This is a genomic window from Saccharicrinis sp. GN24d3, assembly GCF_052400645.1.
Classification (GTDB): domain Bacteria; phylum Bacteroidota; class Bacteroidia; order Bacteroidales; family Marinilabiliaceae; genus Saccharicrinis.
The window spans coordinates 198,934-225,556 of record NZ_JBQTGI010000002.1 but is presented as its reverse complement, the minus strand read 5'-3'; the positions used below and the strand labels follow the sequence as shown (position 1 = coordinate 225,556).

Here is a 26,623-nt window from a genome sequence, read left to right as displayed (position 1 = left end):
AGAAGACATCTTGATAAATAAACAACCCTAGCCTGGGACTAACAATGAATGAGCATTAAATACCTTCGAGAACAAATACGCCGAAGGTTTTTCTCAGACCTTAAAGTGTCACAAGACCTTTAGGGCTGGTACTTTTATCATTAACTTAATTGTAGATAAGGTTAAAATTATTGTTATTTTAGGTCGAAATTAAGTAATGATTGTTGGAACATTCGATTAGATAGAAAACGATGGGTAAGAAATTGACTGTATATATGATTGATGGAACTGAATATGGTCCCAGGTTTAGTGAAATTGGTAATTGGGTTGGTAAAGCAGTGTACAGTCCAAGAGCTTCCGTAAATAAAATAATGTCAAGGGATGAATTTGATAACCCTGGTGTTTATTGCCTAAAAGGTGACCCAACAAATGATGCATATGATGAAAAAATTTACATTGGAGAGGCTGAGAATATTAGAGTTAGATTAAAACAACATTTGAGCGATCCTCACAAAGATTTTAAAGAGCTTATATTTTTTGTAAGTAAGGATGAATTACTCACTAAAACACAAATTAGATATTTGGAATCAAGACTAGTTCAGTTAGCTATTGAGGCCAAATCGGCACAGATCGAAAATGGAAACTCCCCGGGTTTACCAACGCTACATGAGGCGGATATTTCTGATATGGAATATTTCTTAGATCAAATTAGATTGATCTTACCGGTAATGGGATTTAAGTTTTTGATTTCTTCAACAATTAAGCATGAAAATGATAAAAACGCAGTAGAAAAATATTCGGTTCAGGAAACCTATTATATAAAAACGAGGTCCTTTAATGCTTCAATGGCGGAGACTGATCAAGGATATATTGTAGCTAAAGGAAGTGAGGGGAAAAGAGAATTATCAGCATCTTGTACAGAAACCTATAGAAATATGCGAAGAAAGTTGGTTGATACTAAGATAATGGTAGAGGAAGGGGATAAATTGGTTTTTGCCGAAGACACTATTTTTAATAGTCCAAGTGCAGCTTCAAATATGATTCTTGGAAGGAATTCAAATGGATTCACAGAGTGGGTAAATAAAGAAGGTTTGACATTTAAAGATGTTCAAGATAGAATAAATGAGAATTAATACGGCTTAACCCTATGCTTGCACTAATCACTCTTCTAGCCTTAGCAGCTATCGCCTTCATTTATTTTCGTCATTTTAAACGACCAACCTGGATAAAACCCAATGATGAATTCCCCCCAAGATGGCGAGCCATCCTATCTCAAAAGGTCAACTACTACCACCATCTTTCTGCGGAAGAAAAAACACAATTCGAATACCGCGTGCAGGAGTTTTTGCTGAACTGTAAGGTAACAGGTATTGAGGTGGAAGTGGATATCAACGACAAATTATTGGTGGCTTCCAGTGCTATTATCCCCATTTTTAGGTTTCCGGAGTGGCGTTATAACAATTTAAAGGAGGTATTGCTATACCCATCTATGTTCAACGAGAAGTTGGAAACATCAGGTGACAATCGTAGTATTTTAGGCATGGTAGGTACAGGTTTTATGGAAGGGAAAATGATTCTTTCCAAGCCGGCATTGCATCATGGTTTTTCCAATGCTTCAGACAAAAAGAATACGGCCATTCATGAGTTTGTTCACCTGATAGATAAAATGGACGGTGCTATTGATGGCATTCCTTCTTTGTTGTTGGAGAATCAATACGCCATTCCCTGGCTCAATCTGATCAATCAAAAAATAGAGGAGATATACACTCATAAGTCAGACATTAATCCTTATGGAGGGACCAACAAACAGGAGTTTTTTGCGGTGGCCAGCGAGTACTTTTTTGAACGACCCAAACTGTTAAATCAAAAACACCCGGAGTTGTATAAACTGCTGGAAGAAATCTTTCAACAACATCTATCCACGATAAACTTAACGAAAACGAGAACTCGATCTGGGAGGAACAGTCCTTGCCCTTGTGGTAGTGGATTGAAGTATAAAAAGTGTTGTGGTAGGGCAGCCTAGAAAAACCAATGCGGTAGGACAGTTAGAATTCTCGGGCAAAGAATGTTTTTTCAATAACTAAACCCAATCAATTATCCCATATCTTCCATTATATAACCACGATCTGTCTTCAGTTTCTTGTATTTTGTTTTTATCCATGCCTACTAAAACTTCCGATTTTAATACTCTAATGAATACGGCATTCATGCCGAGATAGTTCACGATGTTTTTTGTAGGCGTAGTATGTTCCCAATATCGGTCGCCAACTAGTTTGCGGTAGTTTAAATCTCCCTTAAAAATAAGTAGTTCGCTTGGTTCTAGTAAAGATTTTAAAGGTGTTGGCATTTGGCTATACAGCAAACCACTCGACCAAAATTCATCATCCGAATAAAGGATATTTTCCATGGCGATATTCTTGCTTAAGAATCTGGCTAGCGATTCCAACCCTTTTTGATCAGCGATAAAACAAAGTAAGTCGTTAAAGTCTGTGATGAGTGCATCGGATACAAAATAAGGGATAGACTTAAAATGTAGTTGAACGGTTTTGGTACTCGTCTTTTTTAGGATCCAATAAGCCAGGCAAAGGTCTAAAAATAATTCTTCACCGGCATTGTCAAGTATGATATCCATACGGGTTGAACTTTTCAATAAACGGGTACATTCCTTCGAATGGTCTATCAACAAAGTATTGTTTGCCTGTGAATTGTAGGTTACCTTGTCTTGACTTAAATCCGCCATGTTTCCCAGTAGGTTCAGCTTTAAAATGGCCTGTGCCGATTCATCAATATTCAGTTTGCATATTTGTTCTACTTGCTGCCAAAGCCCAACCAGTTTGTCCGATTTTTTTTGTAGATCCCCAAGTTTGATATGTCTGAAATAATCGAAACGGTTGTTCCTGAAATTCATTGTCTCAGACAGTTTGTGGTACAAGTAGTTTTCAATAAAAAGAAAAGGAGCATTGTTCCAATGGTAGTTATGTGAGCTGATGGTATTATTGATATCTTCGTGATATGTGTTTTCAGCCTTTAAATGTTTTATCGATTCATTTGGGATTGAGTTCCTAAGCTTTATGAGTTCATGGGCATATGATGGATTTATGTCGATAAGGCCATCGATTATTTTAGGAATTCTATGATGCAGCGTATATTGGGCGAACGATTGCTCATCGCTTGTAAATATTTCTAATGACATAGTTCTAGCTTTTCATGAATACAAACGTGCAATTGTGTAGATTATTTTTGGGGGATATGAAAAATAACTGGTCAGCTTGAAGGCTATGACCTTTTACCCGGATTATGTATTGGAGGTTCGTCATGAGCATTGCAAGTACAATAAAACAAGGCATTACTGAAACGAGGCATAACTTATCCCGATTGCCTTCTGGAGCATCGTTTTGGTGAGTTGAAGTGAAGCAGCGGAGTGTCTTGTTTTGAAACAATTTCAATGTGTAATAGAATTTCTAATGCATATTGCGGGTTTAACCCCCTGCCACTATTGACCATTAATCTAATGACCATATTGGCTTTGATACTTAGGGTTAAAGAGGTTTTGTGACAACATTTTTTCAGTCCATTCCAAAGATTTTGATTTATCTGCCGAGGTTACATTAATCACGCTATAGGCATCTTCTCCCTTAATGTTGGCCAATCGCCATTGCCATTGACTGATAGTATGAGATCCTCCGTTGCTATACCACCAGCAAGAGTATAATGGCTGTTCGTTCGGTTTATGCAATTCAAAAGAATACACGTAATGTACACCAATCTGAAGCTCGGCTTCCTTCTTTATATTGAAACCGCTTGCACGCCAGCATATAAAAGGGTTATGGTCGGAACCCAGCATAAACGCAGGTGGTTTGATATAAACCAATGCGGAATCGTTCTCCAGTTTAATTACCCCGTCCGTACTTTCGCTTCGTTCAAAGCCAGAAATAAAAACCGAAGAAGAATCGAACGCTGTTTTAAACGAATTTTCGTGAATATCGTAACTGCCAATAATAAGCAACGGCGCAATCGCCAGACTTAAGTAATGTTGCTGCCCGAACTTAACTCGAACGATTTTCTGTCTTTTATAAAAAACCTTACCGTAAATACCGATAAACAGCAAAGGAATACAGCAGTTCACCACAAAAATTAATAAACCGATAGTTTCATGTATCAGCGTTTCGGGCATCGCTTGTAGCAGTACGGTTAAGATAATTCGTGTAAGATTGGCAATTAGTACTAAGGTTAGCGCAAGCAATAGAGCCCCAATAACTAAACTCATTCGGGGACGTTTGTTGTATTTTCCGGCAAAAAACGAAAGCGTAAAGATGGCAAATACCAATGCCGAGGCAATCATATTTAAACCAAGGCATTCAGGGGCTACCGTAAATTCAATGTCATTCAAAAAAATGCAATTGCCTTGTACGGTGAGATTGTTGGTAATAGGCATAAGCATGTTACCAGCTAATTGGGATACTTTTAATCGAAGAGGGAAACTGTAAATGCTTAAAAAATATTTGACGGCTGGTGTACAGATGATACTCAATAACAAAGATAAAAGTGTTGGCCGGTAATTGGTTACAACCAGGCTGCTTAATAGTGCGCAACAAACACCAAAAAATAGAATGCTGTACACATGGGTCATGTAGAATACAACCAACAGAACGGTTGATAGCAAAAATAATGGTGTGAATTTCGAAATACCACCGGTTTTGGTTAATGTGAAAGGTAATGCCATAAAAAATAATAGCTGTTCAAACCGTAAACCTCCAAACTCGTTGAATTTGGGGATGGCAACAAGTGTTACGATAACAACTGCAACGTAACCTAAATTCATCTCTTTTAATAATTTAGATTTAGAAGCAACGAGTTCTTCTATACTCCAAACTAATTTGGTGTACCTGTTCAGTTTCCCAATCATGTGGAAACTAAAGGTGAATGCAAGTATCTTTAAAAATTTCATGGTAATATTTTAAATGCTTTTGATTAGAGATAAGCGCCTGGCGACCAATAAAAGGCTCTTTCCACAGCTAACGAGGCTGGTGGAAGTCCCACGCCGTGGGTGTGGGGATGGGGGTTATTGATTTGGCTAACCTACAGGCTTTTTTATCCAAATTTGAAATACACAAAGCAGAGTATGGCCCCAAGTGCGATAATAAGAGCCCACTCGTGAGGTTCGGGAACCGCACCGGAATCTTGCAGGTTGGCATTCTGTAAGCTGTTTTTATTTTTCTTGATATCAAAACGATCGTAGTCTTTTTGCGATTCGAGCACTATCAAACTCGAAACAGGTGTTACTATAAAAGCTTCGTTACAGAGATGATAAACAGATTTTGGTATTGTCGCATCTTCTTGTAGAAACAGATTACCTGCCTTTTGCATTACTGTATGGTAATTGTAAAGACGAAGTAGATGACTGGGTGCGCGTGGTATTTGGGCAGTGTTATCTTTATTGGTAACAGCTGGCACTATGGCCATATGCGACATGGAAATATTTACGCCTCCTTTAATTTGTCTGTATTCCTTGAACCAATTTTCAATTTGTAGTCCTTGAAGTTCCGCAATTGTCATATTTCTGCAATCTATTAGTTTTAATTGTTCCAGGGAAGTGATATATGGTGATTTCATATGGTCTAAAACAATAGTCGCGACGGATTTGGTTTGTTCGGATAAATAGGTAATCAACCTATTATGGAATACTGAACTTTTGAGTTCAGAAGGGATGGGAGAATTGTTTTTTCCTTTCGTGATGATTAAAGCAGATTCCGGCCAATCTATTTCAAACACGGGCATCAAGGAAAAAGGTCTCTTTGTAAGGCGATGAATAAGCATATCGAAATTAGCGAGCTCAAGCTGCATAAAACCATGATCGTGCACATATACGGGGGCACTACCTGCTTGCGACATAATTTGTTTTACTTCTTTTTCGTTCCAGGATTGGTTAATGTCCAGGTAAATAGCCTTTGGGATTCTGTTATGAGCGTATTCAATGGGTTTTATTTGGTACGATTGTTTATTGAAGGTAAATGGGTTTTCCGTTAAAGGAGATGCGTTCAAGGAGCAGGACCAACTGCCAACAGGTTTTCCTTCATAGATATACTGATTTGGTAGCGCTTCGGAAAAGAAGCCAGGCATTTTTACGGAATTAGCTTTACCAACCAGCTTAACATGAGTAACTTCATGGGCTTGACTGTTTTCAGGGCCCTGAACCCTCATGCTCTGAAAGTATAAGCGGTTGTTTTTATACAAAAGTGGTGCAGTAATCCCTATTTTTACCCGGCGGGATTCTTTGGGAGTGCAGGGAAAAATGGTGGCTGTTAACCTATTACCTTCTTGCCAATGCAAAACCACGGGGTCACGTCTCTCTCTGCCAACAATGGTTTTATAAGCCTTGGAAGCTTTCTTTCGAGTGGTTAACCTCGATTTCTCTTCTTTTCCGTCAATCCATAACGATAGCGAGGAAGCAACGGCACCATCCGGTAGATAAAAAGTAAACAAAGCTTCCTGCTGGCTCCGGTTATTGGTGCTGGTATTTTCTATCCAGATCGTTTTTTCAAAATAGACCATTCTGTATGCGGGATATATCCTTACGTCTGTCAATTCTTTGTTGACCTTTAGGTTTCTTCCCGACCAAAGTTTTTCGTAAGCATAATGTCGACTGTTAGTGTTGGACGATAGAATTTTAACCTGGTCCTGATTGCTGAAAGTTAGCTCACTGGTAAATAGATCCGCTATGGCAACAAGCGGGTCGTGCTTTTTAATATCGGAAAACGATCCTCGGTTAAAGTCAAAATCCCACCAACCGTCAGAATGTACCTCGTACAGCAGTTTTTTGCCGATAATACGTTTGGTCCAATATTCGGAGGTGCTGTTTTGTGCATAAGCCACCCATTCTGGCAGGTTACTCCCTTCGTTTAACACAAGATCTTTTTGAGCGCCTTTAATTTGTTTGTCATGATATGAGTAAATAATAACGTAGAGGAGTAGTACCATTATTCCTGTTGTAGCGCCAGATAATACCATTTTAGGATGCGCATTATGGTACTTGACCTTAAAGGTAGCTATGAGTCCCCAGGTCAGAAGGAATATGGGAACGAGCAGATGAATTGAAAGTCCCAGTAATACTAATCCTATAATTGCCAAAGGGGAAAAGGGTAACAGAACTATAGCATAGTACGCGAATATCAACAAACCAAGGCCTGTAAAGAACGATACCATTTTTCCGGCCCATTGAGGAATTTCTCCCGTGTAGCCAATAAAAATAAACGCAAATAGAGTTAGGGGAAGTGCTATCTTTAACCACACTGGAGTGATCGCAAAAATATGTATGTCCTTATTGAGTGTAAAACAGCTTACCATCATCAATGATAAAACAATATGCCAATTTAATTTAGGCATAGGAGACTTGAAAATACTGGAATCTTTTGGCCTATCGGCAAATGAGAGTAAAAAGTAAACCATAGCGATGGGGTAATTCAATAAGGCAGCACCTTGTAAAGTTTCGCGTGTATGTGGCACAAAATAAAAAACGGTCATTGAAACTGGCATGAGACATAGGCCTAAAATTTGGATGGGGGTTAATTTTGTTTTCATAATTGAATATTTAAAAGTACTTTGAAATACAAAGTTAAAGATCAAAAAAATAAACTTTCGGTCGCAGTAGCTGGTTTTGGATTACTGGCTTGAAGCTTATTCGCTATTCATTCCTTTTATTAATTTATTTAGTCCGTCAATATGCTTTTGGAACGAAAGTCGTCCCAGTTGAGTGGCTTTGTACGTAGTTTGGGGTTTTCGACCCACAAACTGTTTGTGTACCTCAATAAGTTCATTTTTTTCCAATGCTTTTATATGGCTGGCCAGGTTTCCGTCTGAGGCACCAAGGTGTTCTTTTAATGTATTAAAGTCCACCTTCTCGTTCACCATCAATATGGCCATAATTCCCAGCCGCAATCTACTTTCGAAGAGTTTGCTTATGTTGTCGATAATGCCCATTATACCTTTTTATCTGTTAAAATATAGTAAAGCGTTAATAGCCAGTTTGATTGTGTTGCTAAGGGAACTAATTATTTGCACCTGCCGCGCCGGTTTCGTATTTCGAATACATAATACCGCCATAAACTATATGTAAAACGCCAAAACCAATCAACCAAAAAATAATACCGTATCCAATTAAAAGGCTGCTTATTAAACCTAAAAATATTTCAGAAACGCCGAGGTACCTTATTTCCCGATGTGTATATCTGCTGGCGTTTAAAAGGGCTAAGCCGTAAAATATAAGTGTTGAAGAAGCCAATAGATAAAGTTCGCCATGGTAGGTTAATACCAAACAAAATATTCCTCCGGTAATTAAGGGTATAAATAAATTGATGAGGAAATATTTGGTAGAGGCATCCCATATTTTTAGTCCTTGTTTTATACTGTTCTGATACGTAAAAAAGAATGCCGATAATATGGCAAGTGTCAAGGTTATCATGGCAATGATTGCTACGGTAATAAATCTGTCCGAAAAAATATGGAGCGATAAAAAATACTCGGTAACCTGGACGGGAGGGGCAAAGGAACCGTCGCCCAGATACCACCACGTGTACAATCCGCTTATAATAGCAATAATGCCAGCCGAAATGCCTGATAAACCGCTTAAGGATAAACAACGGCTCGAACGCTCCATTAACGAACGTATTTCTGAAAGATGGTTCAATTGCTCTTCTGCATTCATGACATAATATTTAAAAGTACTTTGTAATGCAAAGTAAAGATTAATTTTTTTAATGGGCAAATAAATGTGGTATTTTTTGAATTTGTTGCAAACTAACGGATGAAAATACGGGATTAACCCAAGAGAATGCAAGGCTTGTCATGGCTAGGCCTTACAAAACGTATGGTTTCCGTCATTATTCATGAATTCGCAAAAACGGTTCAGATTAAATTTGAAGCGTAAATATAAAGGTACTCCCTTTGGTAACCTTGCTTTCGATGTGCAGTTCGCCACCTTGCATTTCAACAAATTCTTTACAAAGTACAAGTCCGAGTCCCGAGCCTTTTTCGTTATAAGTGCCTTCGCTGCTTGGAATTAAATTCGAAGAATAGAATCTATCGATTTTCTTTTGCTGGATACCTATACCTTTATCTTCAACTTTTATGGCTAAATATTCGCGATCATCTTTTACAATGGTATCACAATATATTTTTACTGTGCTGTTTCTGTGCGAAAATTTGATTGCGTTTGAAACAAGATTGCGCAAGATGGAGGAAAACAGTTTCTCGTGATATAAAGCCATGGTATCTTCTGGTATGTTATTGACTATCTTAATATTCTTTTTCTTTGCTTCCTGGCTGTGTAAAACCAATACTTCATCACAAATTTTTACGACGTTATCACGTTTCAACTTTACTTCAGGAGCGTTACTTTTAATAATTTGCCATTCCAGGATATTCTCCAATAAATCATAAACATCACGACTTGAGTTGTTTATGGTTGTTAGTTTGCTTCTTTTTTCCTCCTCGCTAAATTCATCATATTCGTTCACCAAGAGGTCAATTAATTGGTTAAACGAACCCAGGGAATTTCTTAAATCATGAGCCAGAACCGAAAAAAGTTTGTCTTTCATCGCATTTGACTGCTTTAGCCTTAACTCAGAATCTTTAATGACCTGTTCGTTTGCTTTAATAAGCGTAATGTCAATGGCATTAAAAATAACGGAGTTTTCGCTTTTATAGGAAATTCTGCCCTGAAACCAACAATCTATGTTATTTATTGAAACAGGATATTCGATGATCACCAATTTCCTGGTGAGTAGACATTGTGTTATGGCTTTTTGAATTTTGTTCGCCACTTTTTTTTCAAAGATGTCGTGTATCGTATTACCCAAAAGTTCATGTTGCGGTTTTATCAATAAATTTTGTTTTGTGGTTGCAACACTTTGGTATACCCCCTTCTCGTTAAATTCGAAAATTAAGCTGTCCAGCGATTCGAAAATGGCCTTGAGTTTAGTTTCGTTTTTTTTTGTTTTTAGGAAGTTGTAAATCAATAAACCAATTAAAATGCTAATCACCAATGAGCTTAGATATAAATACACCTTGGTTATTTTGTCTTTGTTGTAATAGTATTTCCAATCAATTTTAGGCTTGGCAGCTAAAATCCAGTTGCCATAGGGTAAGTTTATAGATACGGTTACCGGATTGTTTGAGAAAATATCTTTGTTCCCAAAAAATATCTCACCATGGTTTCCGGTACCATCATATCCCTTAAGAGAATACTCCATTTCTTTGTCGTCCAAAACTATGCCAGCTTCTTTAAGAAGTGGATCCATCAATATAACGATATCAGTAACGCCCCAAAATTCACCTGCTGTAGATTGCGTTTTATCAAAGATTGGAGTGTAACTAATAAAAGCAATCCCCCCTTCGATAAGCTCAACCGGACCAGCTACAAACGTTTTTCTGGTTTCTATTGTCTTGTTTACAATTATCTTTCTTTTGGGATGATCCAACAAATTTAATCCAATTGCATCCTCATGACCTTTTAAGGGATAGATGGCACTTATAATACAATTTTTGGATAGAGCCATAGAGTTGATGACCGTATCATCCTTAATTAAATCAAATGCAAGAATTGTAAATTCTTCATTTGAAATGTTGGGTTTCAAGGAAACAAAAGAAGCAACTCCTTTTGTATAGTAAATTCTTGAATATAATGCTTTTTCCAGTCTCGACTTCTTAGAAATTAAGATATCAAGTATCTGATTTCTGACATCTTTTTCCCATTGCCCTTCTTTATGTTTACTGTATTTCAAGGTGCTTATTATCAGTAGGAAAAAGCACGCTACAGCAATAATAATAGGTAAAAGTTTATTTTTTAGATTGGAAGACATTAGTAATGATTCTTAATTATTTTATAAATCCAAGTGCTTATACTTGTTGATCATGGATTAAGTGGTAATATATTCAAAATAATCCAATGAGATCTTATTAAAAAGTTTTATTGAATAATGAATGGTTTTTTAGGGGCATTCGTAACAGCGCGAAACACGCAAAAATTGTTATTTTTGGTTCAAAAATATACGTTATGAATTTATCTGGCAAATGGAGTTTTAAGGAAGAATTCGATTTTGGAAAGGATGAAGGGGAGGTGGTATTAACTCAGGCAGGTAACCGGGTATATGGGATATTAGGTTTTACGGAGTTTATTGAGGATGAAATACCATTTAAAGTCAAGTGTCATCTTGATGGTAGATTGGAGGGTAACAAAATAAAATTTGAGGTCGTTGGTGTTGAACTCTCCTCAACAGAAACATTGGAGTATTTTCCCGAAAAAAGAGAAGGTATTATTAACGCCAACGGACAGATTGTTGGTTCCAGTGAAGATGAGCAAGGGGTTTGTGGTGTTTTTGTAATGGAAAGAGTTTAACGAAATTTTAGCGTTCGTAAATTGCAATCTAAACATAATATATTCCAGGTAGAACTTTATTGAAAAAACTTAACAAAAACCGTAACCTTTTTTTTAATCTTCCCGTATAAAAGTATATAGTTGAAATGACAATTCGAAAATGTTAATTTTCAGACACTTCTATCCACGGTATCCAAATACCGGTTATGTATAAATAATACTTGTTGATGTTAAATTTCCGGCTATGAAAAATGTATTGCTGTTAACTGATTTTTCAAACACTGCCCGAAATGCCGCTTTTTATGCCTTAAAGATGTTTAAGGATGATGATGTTACTTTTATATTGTTAAATGCGTATGACTTAGAATTTAGTGGCAGCCCGTATGTAATGCAGGTGAAAGAAGAGATGGCTTACGAAAGTGAAAAAGGCTTAAAACAAGAAATGACACTTCTTAAGCGCGCTTTTCCAGAGGCAGATGTGAAAGTTCTATCCGGTTTCGGATCTCTGATTGATGTAGTACACGATTATATTCACAAAAATCATCCTGACTTGATTGTGCTTGGTTGCAGAGGAGAATCTGCTTTGGAGAACTTTTTGTTGGGTTCAAATGCTTACGAGGTTATTAAGAATATTAAGGCTCCTATTTTGGTGGTGCCTAAAAGCGCACAGTTTAAAAAACCAGAAAAAATTGTGTTTGCCACTGATTTAAAAGATATTCCAAAGGATGAGGTTATGAATCCTGTTCGGGATATTGTGGAGCGTTACCGTTCGGCATTGATGTTTGTTAATGTGCTTGATGATGAATATGTTAATCGCTTAGATGCCGAAAATAAAATTGCTACCCACTTCCCTAATATCGACTTGAGCTTCAACTTTATAGAAGGTGAAGACGTTAGTAAAAGTATTAGTAAGTTTATGGAAGAGAATGATGCGGAAATAGTAGCTATGGTTCGCCACGATGTAAGTTTCTTCGATAGAATCTTCCATCCAAGCATCACAAAGCAGATGGTGTTGCATCCGGAACACCCCATGCTTATATTGCACGACAAACTTGAATAGCTAGATGTTTTCTCCGTTGGATAAAGATATTGAAGTGCGATAGCTTCAATGTGGTTGGTTCATAATAACAATGGTAGTTAAACCCGTTTATCGTAAGAGACGATAAACGGGTTTATTTTTTTTGTTTGGTAATATCCGGTCAATAATCTAATTCTTTCCGACCGTTCTTTTCTTTTTAAAAATATTTACATATTTTAATTAAATTGGTAAACCAATTATTAACTTTATTTAAGTACTATCTTTGTAATACTGCAAAAAATAATCATAAACCATAGATATATAGCAAATAAGAATATATTTTATGGTTCTGCCGTTAATTCTGGACGAAAAAAATATACCTTAAAATTTGTTAATTAAAAATGTATACGTAAATTGGTCTACCAAGCAACAGGTAGGTCAGTGTTTGGTTAGAGTGCATATCTGGATTTATCGGGTATTAGGAAGCATAAGTTTAAAATGTACTTAAAATAAAAGTTTTGAAGGATAATTGCAGAAAAATCATTGTTGAAAGGATGAATTCCAGTTTATATAACATTATCCTATTAATGGTAATGTTTGGATTTAATGTTCAGGCTACCAATTTTACGGTTTCTTCTGCAAGTGAGATTGAAAACGTGTTAGATAACCTTCAGGCAGGGGATACCTTAAAAATGACTTCAGGCATATGGACTAATGAAGAAATAAAATTTGAAGGTGAGGGCGAAGAAGGGAGGCCGATCGTGTTAATTGCAGCGGAAAAGGATGGCGTTATTTTAACAGGAACGTCCACTTTAAGAATAAGTGGTGAATATCTTGAGGTAAACGGATTAAGGTTTGAAAATGGTTATTCGCCATCCGGAGCGGTAATAGAATTTAGAAATGGTTCTTCAAAATTAGCCAGTCGTTGTAGGTTAACGAATTGTTCAATTGTTGATTATAATCCATCTGATAAGGATACTGATTATAAATGGGTATCAATTTACAGTGACTATAACAGGGTAGACCACTGCACATTTTCAGGAAAAGAGCACTCTGGAACTACTGTGGTGATATGGTTAAATGATGAACCAAATTATACACAGATAGATCATAATTATTTTGGAGCACGGCCCGATTTAGGGTATAATGGTGGTGAAACCATTAGGATTGGAACTAGCACCAATAGTATGAAAGATTCGCATGCTATTGTTGAGTACAATGTTTTTGAAGCGTGTGATGGCGAGATTGAGATCATTTCCAATAAATCATGTTTTAATACTTATCGTTACAATACTTTTAGGGATTGCGACGGATGTTTGACACTTCGCCATGGAAACGATTGTTCCGTATATGGTAACTTCTTCTTTGGAAAAGACAAGTCATCCGGTGGTGTTCGAATCATCGGTGAGAGACATCAGGTATATAATAATTATTTCGAGGGATTAAAAGGAGATGATTACAGATCGGCCATATGCATGATGAATGGGGTGCCTGATTCTCCTTTGAACAGGTATTTTCAGGTTCAGGACGCAGTCGTTAGCTTTAATACAATTGTAGATTGTAAAATGCCATTGATTGTTGGAGCAGGAAAAGACTCGGAAAAAAGCTTGCCGCCCATGAATTGCACTTTTGCCAATAACGCTATCGATAAAACTTCGGGAAACAAAAATATTACCATTGAAGATGAGCCCACAAATATGACCTGGCTTGGTAATATTGTAAATGCCAATGAAGATGTTGAAGAAGTAAGTACGGGCTTTGTTTTTGCGGATTGCGGTTTAGAGCATAAAGATTATTTATGGCGTCCTTCTTCGTCAAGTGTTTTAATTGATGCTGCGCAAGGTGAGTTCGCCATGGTGGCTAAAGATATAGATGGACAATCAAGAAATGACAATAAAGATGTGGGATGCGATGAGTTTTCCGACTTAACAATTGAAATTACGTCATTGGAAATGGAAGATGTTGGGCCATATACGGGAAATGATGAAAATGTTTCCGGAATTTTTAATCTCTCATATACACAAACCGAGATGGTTAAATATAGGGTATCAGAAAGTATTGTGTGCTTTAGCGTAATCAAATCGTCTTATTTCCCTATTCGATATAGGTTATATGATCTTTCTGGCAGATTGATTAAATCGGGAAAGTTATTGGAAACACCAACCTTTATACATGTTAATGTTGAGGATAATATATTGTTAGCCAGGTTTGTATCGGGAAAGAAATATTATCAGACCCAAAAAGTGTTGATGAGCAATGGTGTGTTGTAAAAACGTAATTTGGTATGTGCTGGAAACATCTTTGGTTTGGGATTTTGATGATGGAAACATGAGGATGCGAAAAAGTTCGGTGCGTGCACACCTAAGCATCCGATAGTGCATAAGATGTTACCTTGACAGTGTAAAAATGATATTGTGTGAATGCTGCTTTCGTAACCGGGTTGGTGAAAAGGTGGATTTTCAGTAATTTTGGTAGCCCAGTTACTGGAATAGCAGTTAAAGATATAAAAATGGAACTATTAGAGAATTTTAAAGCAATTGAGGTTGAAACGCCGGTTGATAAGATAATCAGACAGATCAGAGAACTGATTGTGTCTGGGTATTTAAAACCGGGAGACAAATTACCTTCAGAACGAAAGTTATCGGAGAAATTAGGTGTTGGCAGGACTTATATTCGTGATGCCATAAAAAAATTGGAGTTTGTGGGTATTTTAAATACACTCCCCCAAAGCGGAGTGGTAGTTAACGGAGTTGATATTACAGCTATGGAAGGGTTACTTTCCAACATCATGAAGATAGAGAAACCTGATTTTTTCTCCTTGGTGGAAAGCCGGATAGTGATGGAAAGGTTTTCTGTACAACAGGCTGCCATTCGCAGAACGGATGAAGACATTGCTGCCATGCAAAAAGCGTTGGATGCGTATAATGCTCGTACGAAATTGAATTTACCCGCCGAAAATGAAGATTTCATATTTCATTTACGCATCGCTGAGGCGAGTCATAATTCGGTCATTAAAACCATGTTGTTGATTATTCTTCCGGATATCATTAAAATCTATATTGCCGAAAAGGTTTGTGATAATGAACACAAGATAAGACGTGTAAAAGAGCACGAAGCTATTTTGCAGGCGATTATTGATGGTGATGGAAATAAGGCAGAAAAGCATCTGATGGAGCATCTGCAAGATGTTATAGAATTTAGTAAACAGAAAATATAAATTTAAATTAAGTAAAATATGAGAGTCGATTCAGGGTAAAAAAAATTAGTGCGCCGAAGCGCACTAATTCGAACAGTTCAATACAAATCCCTTATAACCACACAACAAACTCATTCATCTGGACAATATATGAGGTTGTGCTAGGGGGTGTATTGTCCTTGCAAAGCTAAATAAAAAATCTAATTGTTATAATTCTAATGAACGATTGCAGTAAGCAATTGAGTTTTTGGAAAAAAATTACAATCAAAATGAAAAGGAAAATCCTATTAACATTAATTTTATGTGCCGGATTATTCACTCATGTATTTGCTCAAACATATACAGGTAAAGTCACCGATGGCGGTGACGGATCACCTCTAATAGGAGTGAATGTGGTTGAAAAAGGTACCACCAACGGAACTATTACCGATATTAACGGTAGCTACTCTTTAAAAACACAAGGCGAAAACGCGACACTGATATTTTCTTTTATCGGATATACCTCGAAGGAAATTGTGACGGGGGCAAATACGGTTATCAATATTGTATTGGCACCTGATATTGCAGGATTGGAAGAGGTGGTTGTCGTTGGTTATGGCGCCATGAAAAAATCACACCTTACCGGCGCAATTGCGAAACTGGAACCAGATGGACTCGAGGATATACCGGGCGCCAGGGCTGATCAGGTTTTACAGGGGCGTGTAGCGGGTGTGCAAATTCAAAATACTACTTCTCAGGTGGGAGAGTCCCCTATTATTACAGTTCGGGGTAATGGTTCGATCAGTGCAAACGGACAACCGCTTGTGATTATTGACGGTTTTCCAATTGAAGACGGTCTTAGCGTGGTTGATGTAGCTGACATTGAATCAATGGAAGTTTTAAAGGATGCGGCTTCCGCAGCTATTTACGGATCCAGGGCTGCAAATGGTGTAATCATTATCACCACAAAGAGTGGTGACGAAGGCAAACCCAAATACAATGTACGTGCATCGTATGGTGTTAAAGATGTGTATGAGTTGCATCCTATGATGACTCAGAATGAATTTATTGATATGAAGGTGAACGAGGCCAATCTTTCCGGTACAACTTTGGGTGATATGTATTTCGCAATGGCCACCTTGGAAACCGAAGATACCAACTGGCAGGATGAAGCCTTAAGGTTGGCGGGTGTAGTTGATGCACAATTTAACGTGTCAGGTGGAAATAAAGGCTTGAAATACTATGTTTCTTCATCATACCTGGGGGACAAAGGTATCATGCTCCAGAATAAATATGACAGAGTGAATATACGCTCTAAAATTGAAGCGGAATTATCAAAAAAAGTTAAAGTGGGTGTTACCATGTCACCGAGCTATACCAAAAGAAGTAAGCCTACTAATCCGTTTACCGATTTTGTGCGTACACCAAGGTTTTTGCCGGTTTACCATAACGAGTTTACTTCTGCCATTACAGGGCAACCCGTAGGAAGTTATTCTCACGGTTATCACTACAGTAATAAAACATATACCGGTATTGACCCGCAAACCGGCGAGCAGAGAACAGTGGAGGGGACTTCTCCTTACAACACTTCCAATAATAATCCATTGTCGGTCATGCACAACCAATTTTATTCCCGAGATGATTACCGCATGCAGAGTTCGCTTTATTTGAATATAAAGCTGGCAAAAGGTTTAGCGTTTAAAACATCCAATGGTTTCAATGTGGTGTATACCGAAGAGAATACATATGAAAATATAAACTCAAAAACTGCGTCGTCGCCTAACAGCAGCCTGTACGAGAATAACTTGTTTACCGATTTGTTATCAGAAAACACCTTTACGTACAATAAGAAAACCGGAAGTCACAGTTTCGATGCCTTGCTTGGTTTTTCAATCCAGAAAAGGAATACTAAATCAGCCGGAATATACGGTAATAACTTTGCCACCGATTATATTCGCACGCTGAATGCTGCCGGATCTATTTTGCAGTACGATGACGAGGATCTTGTTACCGGTACCTGGGAAGAAGAAGAGGGATTGGTGTCGTTGTTCTCCCGTTTTGCTTATTCGTATGCAGATAAGTATTTGTTATCGGCCAGTTTTAGAGGGGATGGTAGTTCAAAGTTTGGTAAAGATAACCGCTGGGGGTATTTCCCTTCCGTTTCCCTAGGATGGCGCGTTTCCGAAGAAAGTTTCTTCAAAGATGCCGTAACATGGGTAGACCAGCTGAAACTGCGCGCCAGTTATGGTGTCACAGGTACGGATGATATTGAAAATTATGCCAATACCAATATGCTGTCTTCAAATAGTTATGTGTTAGGAAGCTCCAATGGTTCTGTTGTGTCAGGAATTTCCAATATATCCGATGTCATCGGCAACTCTGCACTGCAATGGGAACAGACGAACGAATATAATTATGGTCTTGATTTTAGCGCTTTAAATGGAAGCATCAATTTGGGTGTTGATTTTTATTATGCCATTACGAAAAGCTTGTTGTATGAGCGCTCGGTTAACTCTGTATTAGGTTTTACCGAGGCATGGAGTAACAAAGGTAAGGTACGAAATAAAGGTCTTGAAGTAGTGTTGACTACCCGTAACCTTAACCGTGGCGATTTCATATGGAGCTCAACCTTTAATTATTCCATGAACCGCAACAAGGTGTTAGATCTTGGAGGGGAAAACTATCAGATAACAAGAGGGGAAAGAAATGAGGAGTATATAACAAGAGTGGGAGATCCATTAGTGCAGTTTTATGGTTTCAAAACGCAAGGAGTTTGGGTTTCGGAAGAGGAGATTGCGAATAATCCTTCGCATATTAATGATACCGCAGGCGGTCTGCGAGCTGTAGATGTAAGCGGTGATGGCGTTATTGATGCCAGTGACTATACTGTTATTGGTAATCCTTTGCCCGATTTTACCTGGGGTATAACGAATAGCTTAAGCTATAAAGATTTTGACCTTTCTTTCCTGCTACAAGGTGTGGTTGGAGCCGAAGTTGTTAACGGTGATATTTACTATGCAGAAACTGTAAGGTATAACAAAAACTTTAACACCAACAGGTGGATAGACGAAAACAATCCTGGCGATGGGCAAACCCCTTTCGAAAGAAATGGGATAACACAAGTATATACGGATTATGCCGTAGAAGATGCGAGTTATTTTACGCTACGCGATCTTACCATTGGTTATAGTTTGCCTAAGGACATTGCCAGAAAAGCCAAGGTTTCTAATGTGAGGGTATATTTAAGCGGACAAAACCTGTTTTATTGGTGGCCGGATGATTATAATGGCATTAATCCTGAGGCACGCAAAACATCAGGTAGTAATTATGCAAGCCCTTTGGTTGATGGCTATCAACGAGGTGCGTTCCCTATTCAGAGGGTATACAGTGCAGGTATTGATATTAGTTTTTAATTACCGATCAAAATCAAAAAAGATTATGAAAAAATATATAAATATAGCTTTTATGGCGTTAGCTATTCTTGCTTTCTCTTCTTGTGAAGATTTTCTGGATAAGGCTCCGATAGATCAGTTAGGGGAAAGCAGTTTCTATAGCAACGATGACGAACTGAATATGGCTGTTATGGCCAGCTATAGCGGTTTGAGAAGTATGGCCAATGACGAATGGCGCTTAACCGAAATACGCTCAGATAATGCGCGTTTGTACATAAAAAATACCGGAGATGCAGTAAATGTTCGTTTAAGACAACTGGATAATTTTACGGTGTCAACTACCCATGAAGAAAATGAAAGTTATTGGGAGGCGGCATATAAGGGTATCGATAACTGTAATGTGGTATTGGAAAATATTGGTGTTGTGGCTGATGAAGATTTAAAGAGTCAGCTGGAAGGTGAAGCCCGTTTTATCAGGGCTTACATTTATTTCAATTTGGTTCGTTTGTACGGTCCTGTATTTCTTGTGACCGAAAGACTTAGTATTGAGGAAGGAAATAGTCTTTCGCGTAGTTCAGTGCAGGATGTATACGATTTAATTGAAAGTGATTTGATTTTAGCTGGCGGAGCAGCAGGAAGCACAGGTTTGCTCCCCGGTACTTATGATGATTCGGATCTTGGACGTGCAACCTCATGGGCTGCTAAAACTTTGTTGGCAAAGGTTTACCTAACTTTAAATGATTATGCCAGTGCAAAAACATTGTTGACTAATGTGAAAGATAATAGTGGACACGGATTGTTGGTTGATGATTATGAAGGCGTATTTGATGTTAATAACGAAATGAACGACGAGATTATATTTGCTGTTCGTTATTTATCAGGAGGTTATGGTCAGGGTTCGCCTTTTTCCAATTATTTTTCGCCACGCGATGGTACTTTTGTGCCCGGTAGAGCATATAGCTATAACACCCCAACTAATGACCTCATCGAAGCTTATGATGCAGAAGGGGATAATATCAGAAAAGATGTTGTGATGTATGATACCTGGATCGACGACAGTGGTAATGAGAACTTCGTTCCTTTCGTTAAAAAATACTTATCAGACTACGAAAATGAGCAGGACGCGGAAAATGATTGGATTGTGCTCCGTTTTGCAGATGTATTGTTAATGTTGGCCGAAATTGAAAACGAAACATCAAGTGTGGCCGATGCCTTGCCTTATATCAACGAAGTAAGGGACAGGGTTGGGCTGGATGATATACTCGAAGAAGATGTGCCTACGCAATGGGATATGATGCTGGCTATTGAAAACGAAAGACGACTTGAATTTGCCTTTGAGAACCACCGTTATTACGACCTTCTGCGTACCGATAGGTTGGCGACGATAATGGAGGCCCATTACAATGCTGAAATAATTGTAAGCACAATTCAGGAAGACGGTACGGTTATTTCAGAACCCTACTACGCTGGAGCTGCAAGCGATATGAGCTATTTAAGTGAAGGTGGGAGACAATTAAAGGAGTGGCAATATTTATTGCCGATACCTAACAGTGTGATGACTGTAGCTACTAATGCAACACAAAATCCGGGTTATTAATTAGTAAAAATTAGTAAAATGAAAAATGTTAGTATAATGATATTGATGCTAATGATTACATTTAATTATGGATGTAATGAGGAGTTAGTATATAATACAGTAGAAGAAAATGCGCCTGTAGTGGAAAGTTTTGAACCAACGACAGGTAGTTATAAGGATGAGATTACCATAAAAGGAGACTATTTAGGAGAGGTTACTGCGGTTTATTTCGGAGATAGTCTGACGACGATTAAGTATCGCGTTAGTAATAATGAGTTGGTAGCAAAACTTGATAAAGGTTCTGTTTCCGGCAATATTACAGTTAAAAATAATGTGGGTACAATGGTGTCGACGGACCAATTCACCGTTATTCACCCTGTGCCTGCTATTACTGATTTTGAAGACACTCAGATGCTTCCAAATGGTATAATGAAAATTGAAGGAACTAACCTGGATGTTGTTTATGGTGTTTATTTTGGTACATCAAAAGCCAATGTTGTGGAAGCCAATGATGCGTTTTTTTTGGTGGAAGTACCTTTCTTCGAAGAGGATGAAGAGCCTGCAAATGTACTCCTTTCGTATAATGATGATGGCGTGATTAAGCAAACGCAGTCCACAGGGAAGATTACATTATTCAGAATATTCCCTGAGTTTACTGTCATTCCGGATCAGGGTGTAACGGGTACCGAAATCGTATTTGAAGGTGAGAATCTCACCTTGATCGATGAAATATTGTTTAACAACGAGTCGGCTTCAATTGTCAGTAAAACAGGAGAAAAGCTTGTGGTTACACTGACTGAAGATCAATTTGCTGTTACTGCCAGCGGTGTAACAGTTAAGGCAAGCTATTTTGGTGGTACGCAAGTTGTCACTCTTCACGAAAGTTTTGAGGTAATTGTGCCTACAGTAGACTATTATGCAAATATTACCCTAAAACCGAGAGGGGCTGAAGGAGAGTATTTCCTTGATTTTAATACTGGATTGGTGTATGATGCTTGTGCTGATTGGCTTACTGTGTTACAGCCAAATATTTCTTTACTGGCCTATGCTTCTAAAAGTGGTTATATCCAGTTAAGACAAGCAGGAAATGCCGGCAGTGTAATTAAGAATTATAAATGTGATGGTGTAAATCTGCCTACAGAAAACTGCGTGAAAGTATCTAAAATGGGAGTGCTGGATCCAAGTAATGCAGATCATAAAATGTACATTGATGCTGTAAAGGATAAAACACTAAACAATATTGATTCGGATGTGGTGGCCAACTTTGGTGCCAGTTCGAGTGACCTTAAAATTTACACAACCGGTACCGGAAATGAAGACAAATTTGGAGCTGGAGATGTAATTGTGTTTAAACAAACATGGAATGATGTGGAGAAGTATGGCTTTATTGAAATTATTGAAGCAGTTGCTGATGTTCCAGAGAATATTGGACAGGCCAGCGGAGATGGTTCGTATTTCAAGTTTAATTACTACTTCCAAAAATAATAGCAGGGATTAATTTAATAGGACCGTATTAAAACAGGAAGGATCGTTTCCTTCCTGCAAATACTATAATGCCGATAAAAATTAAAGAGAGTTTGGAGACTAGCGAGCCAAAGACTCAGTTTAATTTTCTATCGGCATTTTTTGTTTACAAAAATTAATATAATTGGTCGACCAAATATCATTTTTGATCAAATTATCTTTTTTAAAGATGGGTTGGATATGAGTTAAAAGATTAACATATATGAGTATAGATTAAATATTTCGATGTTTCAAATGTTTTTTTTATAAAAAAAAGTGTTCTTAAAATTTGTTAATTATAAAATAGTTCGTAAATTGGTCAACCAATTGATGGTGTGACAATAATTATTTTTTAAAAAAAGTTAGTGTGCATCAGGATTTAAATGAATTATTTGATATGAAACCAGTTTTGGCACTGATAATGTTTCGATTCTATTTTAGGAAGCTGATCGCAGAAGCGTTGGTTATTAAGGTGTATCGGTCAACCTGTTGCTGTAAAGATGGTAAAAATGAAGATGATGGAATTATTGGATAGCTTTAAAACAATTGAAGTTGAAACGCCGGTTGACAAGATAATCAGACAAATAAGAGAACTGATTATATCAGGATACCTTAAGCCAGGGGATAAATTGCCTTCGGAACGTAAGTTGTCGGAAAAGTTAGGTGTTGGCAGGACTTATATCCGCGATGCCATAAAAAAATTGGAGTTTGTGGGCATTCTTAATACGCTACCACAAAGCGGAGTTGTGGTTAACGGAGTAGATATAACAGCCATGGAAGGATTGCTTTCCAATATTATGAAAATTGAGAAGCCTGATTTCTATTCTTTGGTAGAAACCCGGGTAATGATGGAAAAATTTTCTGTGCAACATGCTGCAGTTCGAAGAACGGACGAAGATATAGCTGCCATTCAAAAAGCTTTAGAAAACTATAATTCCCGCGCTAAAAAGGACTTGCCTGCAGAAAATGAAGATTTTATATTTCATCTGCGTATTGCGGAAGCCTGTCATAATTCGGTCATTAAAACCATGTTGTTGATTATTCTTCCGGATATCATGAGAATCTATATTACCGAAAAAGTTTGTGACGATGAACGTAAATTGAAACGTATCAAGGAACATGAGGATATTTTGCAAGCGATTATTGACGGCGACGGAGAAAAAGCCGAAAATCACTTGATGGATCACCTGCAGGATGTAGTGGAGTTTAGTAAAAACAAATTATAATTTCAATTCTATAAATATTATGAAAGTCGATTCTGGATAAGTGGAAAAATAGTGCGGCAATGCACATTATGATGAACTGTTCAATGCAAATCCCTTAAAATCAATAGACGTACTCATTCATCTGGACAATATATGAGGTTGTGTTAGGGCGCGTATTGTTATTACAAAGCTAAATTTAAAATCTAATTGTTTTAATTCTAATGAAATGAAGCGAAAAATTCTATTTACATTGTTATTATGTACAGGTTTGTTCACCCAGGTAATTGCTCAAACAATTACAGGTACGGTGACAGATGCTGGCGACGGATCACCTCTTATAGGTGTTAACGTAGTCGAAAAAGGAACTACAAACGGAACCATTACCAATCTTGACGGTAACTACTCTTTAAATACGCAAGGCGAAAATCCCACGATTATATTCTCTTTTATCGGATATACCCCACAGGAAATTGCAGTAGGGGATCAAACAGAGATCAATGTGGTACTTGAAGTTGATGCAGCCGACCTGGAAGAGGTAGTGATAGTTGGCTATGGAGTCATAAAAAAGTCACATTCTACTGGTTCTATTGCAAAGATAGGAGGCGCAGATATTGCAGCTATTCCGGTTACTCGTGTAGATGATGCATTAGTAGGTAAGCTATCTGGTGTTATGGTTCAATCTCAAGACGGGTCACCTGGTGCCGATCCAAAGATACAGATTAGAGGGGCCTCATCTATTTCAGGTGACTCAAATCCGCTAATTGTTGTGGATGGTTTTCCGATATCAGGAAATTTAGCAACTGTTAATCCAAACGATATTGAAAGTATGGAGATTTTAAAAGATGCCGCTTCAGCTGCTATTTATGGATCCAGGGGAGCAAATGGTGTTATTTTAATTACAACTAAAAAAGGAAAGTCAGGGAAAGCAAGCTTTAGCTACAATGCTTATGTGAGCACGTCGAGTAAGTACCGTGACAATATACTTATGTCAGGACCGGAATGGGCTGCGCATGCAAGGAGTGAGATTGCCGACGGTAAGTGGGACCTTTCCCAGGTTGACCCTGCTTTTGTGGAGTATAGGTTAAGTGCTTATGAGGATTCACCTGGTGCTATAAGTCCGGAAGACTGGCTTTTTCAAAATGGTAGTACAATGAGTCATGACTTCAGCATGAGTGGCGGTACTGACGATGTAAACTACTTTGCTTCCGTTGGATATCAAAATGCTGAGGGTGTTGTAATCACGCAAGGTTATGAAAGAATAAACGCACGTTTGAATGTTGATGCTAAATTGGGAGATAAGTTCAAAACAGGTGTAAGTTTCAATGGATTTGTATCCGATAGAGATATCTTAGCTGTTGACATGAGAGATCTTCTAAGAGCGTATGGCGTTCATCCTATTTACCATACTGAGGAGTCTATTGCGTTTGTTCAAGCATTGAATGACAAGGCTCAGGCTTTGGGATTAGATCCATTTGACAATGGTTACAGAGGTTCGACGTATGAAGCAAGCAGCATTTATGATTTAGAGCCTGGTATGGCAGCGCAAGACTGGCATTACGGAAGGGCAAATAACGGTATTGGAGGCTCAGGTGATGCAGGTCCTGCGGCAAAGCTGGATAACTCGAAGGATTATGAAAAAACGTTTTTCGCGAACGTTAGTTCTTATTTACAATACAACATTCTAGATGGGCTGGATTTAAAAACCGTTATAGGAGGGGATCTTAGAGATACCCAAGAGTATACACATCAATTACTGGGTTTTGATTCCAGGGCACGGACTTCTCAAACTTCAATGGATCAAACCGATTTAAAAGTAGCATCAGTACTGAGTGTAACTACTTTAAGTTATGCAAAAGTGTTTGGTAAGCATGATATATCTGCGGTAGCTGGACTTGAATTTCAAAATACCACTTTCAGAGGTACCGCTTTAGAAGGTAATAACGTGCCAGATAGCGATATTCTAAATTATAACCTGTTCGATCCTGAGGATATTATTGTAACCGAAAGGGACGAGAAACAAGTAAGAGAGAGTGTTTTTGGAAGAATCAACTATGCGTATGACAATCGTTTTTTGGTATCTGCATCGGTAAGAAGAGACGGTGATTCTCGTTTCGGCGCTAACCAAAGATACGAAACATTCCCGGCACTTTCTTTAGGATGGAATTTACATAGAGAATCTTTTTTACAGGATAGTGACGTGTTGAGCCAATTAAAACTAAGGTTTAGTACCGGTTCTTTGGGAACCACATCTTTTTTAGGGTCTTATGATGCGTTGAGCCTTTTGGAGCCTACAGCAACAGTGTACGGGACCGGATATCTAATTCCGGCTAATGTGGCAAACCCTTATTTAACTTGGCAATCTAATACTGAGACCAACTATGGTATTAGTTTAGGTGTTTTAGGTCAACGTTTTACATTAGGTGTGGATTACTATACGTCTGATATTGAAGACATCTTAATTAATCAAAGTGTTTCAGAAGTGTTGGGTACTACTTCCATAGTACTTAATTCCGGTGATGTGAGAAGTTCTGGAGTGGAGATTGAACTAAATGCAAGGCTAATGAGTGAAGAAGACTTTGCCTGGAGTTTTAATGCTAACTTTTCTACGGTTAATACAGAAATTAAGGATCTGGGTGGTCTGAATGAATTACCTCAGGCAATTTACGGCCAAAGTGGCAGGGGGCCGGTGTTTAGAAACTATGTAGGTGGTGAGATTGGTGAAATGTGGGGATTGGAAACCATTGGAGATGTTGAAATGCTCTATTTAGAAGATGGGACGAGACATCCTAACAATGCGACCGGAGAATCTTATGTAGTAGATCAAAATGGAGATGGTGTAATTGATAATACGAGAAGCGTTGAGGATGGTGGTGATTTGGTGAAATTAGGATCAAATACACCGGATTTCTACTGGGGAATGACGCATAACTTGAGCTATAAAGATTTTGACATGTCGTTCCAATTCCAGGGATCTCACGGAGCAAAAGTTTACAATATCGACCCGCTTTACTATGAATCGCAATGGGGTGGAAGATTATTGGATAGTTTTGATGCCAATAACGATGGTATTGCCGATCATAATGGAGAGCATTATATCGCGAACAGATATCAAACAGACGCTATGATACAAGATGCCTCTTACGTAGCGTTGAGAAACCTGACCATTGGTTATACGCTTAAAAAAGAATTGGTGAATAAAGTAGGCTTAAGTTCTGTTAGAGTATATGGTACCGCATCTAACTTATTGTATTTAATGGCAGATAATTACACCTCATATAATCCGGAGGGTGTAAAAACTTCGGGTAGTGATTATTTAGGGCCAACTACGTATGGTGCGCAAGTAGGAGCAAGTCCAATCGTTAGAACTTTTACCTTTGGTTTAAATGTTAATTTTTAAATAAAAA

Annotated in this window: 17 protein-coding genes; 11 read left to right on the top strand and 6 right to left on the bottom strand. The window is 38.0% G+C overall.

What is annotated here, in order from left to right:
* Positions 1–230: 230 nt before the first annotated feature.
* Both ACT29I_RS03440 and ACT29I_RS03435 read left to right on the top strand, forming a co-directional pair.
* The gene (locus ACT29I_RS03440; protein ID WP_430932350.1) at positions 231–1,112 is read left to right on the top strand and encodes a GIY-YIG nuclease family protein; all 882 of its coding nucleotides are present in this window, start codon (positions 231–233) and stop codon (positions 1,110–1,112) included.
* 14 nt (positions 1,113–1,126) lie between these two features.
* A complete protein-coding gene (locus tag ACT29I_RS03435) occupies positions 1,127–2,002 on the top strand; it encodes a zinc-dependent peptidase (RefSeq protein WP_444792694.1) in 876 nt (291 codons plus the stop codon).
* A gap of 57 nt (positions 2,003–2,059) precedes the next feature.
* Here ACT29I_RS03435 and ACT29I_RS03430 read toward each other — a convergent pair whose 3' ends face one another.
* The 6 genes from ACT29I_RS03430 to ACT29I_RS03405 all read right to left on the bottom strand — a co-directional run bounded on the left by ACT29I_RS03430 (position 2,060) and on the right by ACT29I_RS03405 (position 10,757).
* Positions 2,060–3,172: a damage-control phosphatase ARMT1 family protein gene (locus ACT29I_RS03430; RefSeq protein WP_444792693.1), complete on the bottom strand. Its 1,113-nt coding sequence runs from the start codon at positions 3,170–3,172 to the stop codon at positions 2,060–2,062.
* A 315-nt stretch (positions 3,173–3,487) separates the two neighbouring features.
* Complete coding sequence (xrtN, locus tag ACT29I_RS03425; protein ID WP_444792692.1) at positions 3,488–4,927, bottom strand: exosortase N; 1,440 nt, start codon at positions 4,925–4,927, stop codon at positions 3,488–3,490.
* Between the two features lie 143 nt (positions 4,928–5,070).
* Positions 5,071–7,557 carry an XrtN system VIT domain-containing protein gene (locus ACT29I_RS03420; protein ID WP_444792691.1) on the bottom strand — a complete coding sequence of 829 codons (2,487 nt, stop codon included), beginning with the start codon at positions 7,555–7,557 and terminating at the stop codon, positions 5,071–5,073.
* 96 nt (positions 7,558–7,653) lie between these two features.
* On the bottom strand, positions 7,654–7,956 hold the full coding sequence (locus ACT29I_RS03415) for a winged helix-turn-helix domain-containing protein (RefSeq protein ID WP_430932345.1): 303 nt from the start codon (positions 7,954–7,956) through the stop codon (positions 7,654–7,656).
* Positions 7,957–8,023: 67 nt separating this feature from the next.
* Complete coding sequence (locus ACT29I_RS03410; protein ID WP_444792690.1) at positions 8,024–8,680, bottom strand: hypothetical protein; 657 nt, start codon at positions 8,678–8,680, stop codon at positions 8,024–8,026.
* 205 nt (positions 8,681–8,885) lie between these two features.
* A complete protein-coding gene (locus tag ACT29I_RS03405) occupies positions 8,886–10,757 on the bottom strand; it encodes a sensor histidine kinase (protein WP_430932343.1) in 1,872 nt (623 codons plus the stop codon).
* Between the two features lie 272 nt (positions 10,758–11,029).
* Between ACT29I_RS03405 and ACT29I_RS03400 the strand changes: the two genes are divergently transcribed.
* The 9 genes from ACT29I_RS03400 (at position 11,030) to ACT29I_RS03360 (ending at position 26,616) form a co-directional block, all read left to right on the top strand.
* The gene (locus ACT29I_RS03400; protein WP_430932342.1) at positions 11,030–11,371 is read left to right on the top strand and encodes a hypothetical protein; all 342 of its coding nucleotides are present in this window, start codon (positions 11,030–11,032) and stop codon (positions 11,369–11,371) included.
* Between the two features lie 223 nt (positions 11,372–11,594).
* Complete coding sequence (locus ACT29I_RS03395) at positions 11,595–12,410, top strand: universal stress protein (protein WP_430932341.1); 816 nt, start codon at positions 11,595–11,597, stop codon at positions 12,408–12,410.
* A 512-nt stretch (positions 12,411–12,922) separates the two neighbouring features.
* Positions 12,923–14,638, top strand: a complete 1,716-nt coding sequence (locus tag ACT29I_RS03390; protein ID WP_444792689.1) for a polysaccharide lyase 6 family protein — start codon at positions 12,923–12,925, stop codon at positions 14,636–14,638.
* Positions 14,639–14,877: 239 nt separating this feature from the next.
* Positions 14,878–15,585: a FadR/GntR family transcriptional regulator gene (locus tag ACT29I_RS03385; RefSeq protein WP_430932339.1), complete on the top strand. Its 708-nt coding sequence runs from the start codon at positions 14,878–14,880 to the stop codon at positions 15,583–15,585.
* A 248-nt stretch (positions 15,586–15,833) separates the two neighbouring features.
* Positions 15,834–18,956, top strand: coding sequence for a SusC/RagA family TonB-linked outer membrane protein (locus ACT29I_RS03380; protein WP_430932338.1), 3,123 nt, complete (start codon positions 15,834–15,836; stop codon positions 18,954–18,956).
* 25 nt (positions 18,957–18,981) lie between these two features.
* Positions 18,982–20,532 carry a RagB/SusD family nutrient uptake outer membrane protein gene (locus ACT29I_RS03375; RefSeq protein WP_430932337.1) on the top strand — a complete coding sequence of 517 codons (1,551 nt, stop codon included), beginning with the start codon at positions 18,982–18,984 and terminating at the stop codon, positions 20,530–20,532.
* A gap of 18 nt (positions 20,533–20,550) precedes the next feature.
* Positions 20,551–21,996 carry an IPT/TIG domain-containing protein gene (locus tag ACT29I_RS03370; protein ID WP_430932336.1) on the top strand — a complete coding sequence of 482 codons (1,446 nt, stop codon included), beginning with the start codon at positions 20,551–20,553 and terminating at the stop codon, positions 21,994–21,996.
* A 527-nt stretch (positions 21,997–22,523) separates the two neighbouring features.
* Positions 22,524–23,240 (top strand): FadR/GntR family transcriptional regulator, encoded by a 717-nt coding sequence (locus ACT29I_RS03365; RefSeq protein ID WP_430932335.1) that lies wholly within the window; start codon positions 22,524–22,526, stop codon positions 23,238–23,240.
* A 205-nt stretch (positions 23,241–23,445) separates the two neighbouring features.
* The gene (locus tag ACT29I_RS03360) at positions 23,446–26,616 is read left to right on the top strand and encodes a SusC/RagA family TonB-linked outer membrane protein (protein ID WP_430932334.1); all 3,171 of its coding nucleotides are present in this window, start codon (positions 23,446–23,448) and stop codon (positions 26,614–26,616) included.
* Positions 26,617–26,623 lie beyond the last annotated feature (7 nt).

Coding starts and splice junctions, on each gene's coding strand:
- ACT29I_RS03400 (WP_430932342.1), top strand. CDS start 11,030: ATGAATTTATCTGGCAAATGGAGTTTTAAGGAAGAATTCGATTTTGGA.
- ACT29I_RS03430 (WP_444792693.1), bottom strand. CDS start 3,172: ATGTCATTAGAAATATTTACAAGCGATGAGCAATCGTTCGCCCAATAT.
- xrtN (WP_444792692.1), bottom strand. CDS start 4,927: ATGAAATTTTTAAAGATACTTGCATTCACCTTTAGTTTCCACATGATT.
- ACT29I_RS03385 (WP_430932339.1), top strand. CDS start 14,878: ATGGAACTATTAGAGAATTTTAAAGCAATTGAGGTTGAAACGCCGGTT.
- ACT29I_RS03360 (WP_430932334.1), top strand. CDS start 23,446: ATGAAGCGAAAAATTCTATTTACATTGTTATTATGTACAGGTTTGTTC.
- ACT29I_RS03390 (WP_444792689.1), top strand. CDS start 12,923: ATGAATTCCAGTTTATATAACATTATCCTATTAATGGTAATGTTTGGA.
- ACT29I_RS03395 (WP_430932341.1), top strand. CDS start 11,595: ATGAAAAATGTATTGCTGTTAACTGATTTTTCAAACACTGCCCGAAAT.
- ACT29I_RS03370 (WP_430932336.1), top strand. CDS start 20,551: ATGAAAAATGTTAGTATAATGATATTGATGCTAATGATTACATTTAAT.
- ACT29I_RS03375 (WP_430932337.1), top strand. CDS start 18,982: ATGAAAAAATATATAAATATAGCTTTTATGGCGTTAGCTATTCTTGCT.
- ACT29I_RS03420 (WP_444792691.1), bottom strand. CDS start 7,557: ATGAAAACAAAATTAACCCCCATCCAAATTTTAGGCCTATGTCTCATG.
- ACT29I_RS03435 (WP_444792694.1), top strand. CDS start 1,127: ATGCTTGCACTAATCACTCTTCTAGCCTTAGCAGCTATCGCCTTCATT.
- ACT29I_RS03440 (WP_430932350.1), top strand. CDS start 231: ATGGGTAAGAAATTGACTGTATATATGATTGATGGAACTGAATATGGT.
- ACT29I_RS03380 (WP_430932338.1), top strand. CDS start 15,834: ATGAAAAGGAAAATCCTATTAACATTAATTTTATGTGCCGGATTATTC.
- ACT29I_RS03410 (WP_444792690.1), bottom strand. CDS start 8,680: ATGAATGCAGAAGAGCAATTGAACCATCTTTCAGAAATACGTTCGTTA.
- ACT29I_RS03415 (WP_430932345.1), bottom strand. CDS start 7,956: ATGGGCATTATCGACAACATAAGCAAACTCTTCGAAAGTAGATTGCGG.
- ACT29I_RS03365 (WP_430932335.1), top strand. CDS start 22,524: ATGAAGATGATGGAATTATTGGATAGCTTTAAAACAATTGAAGTTGAA.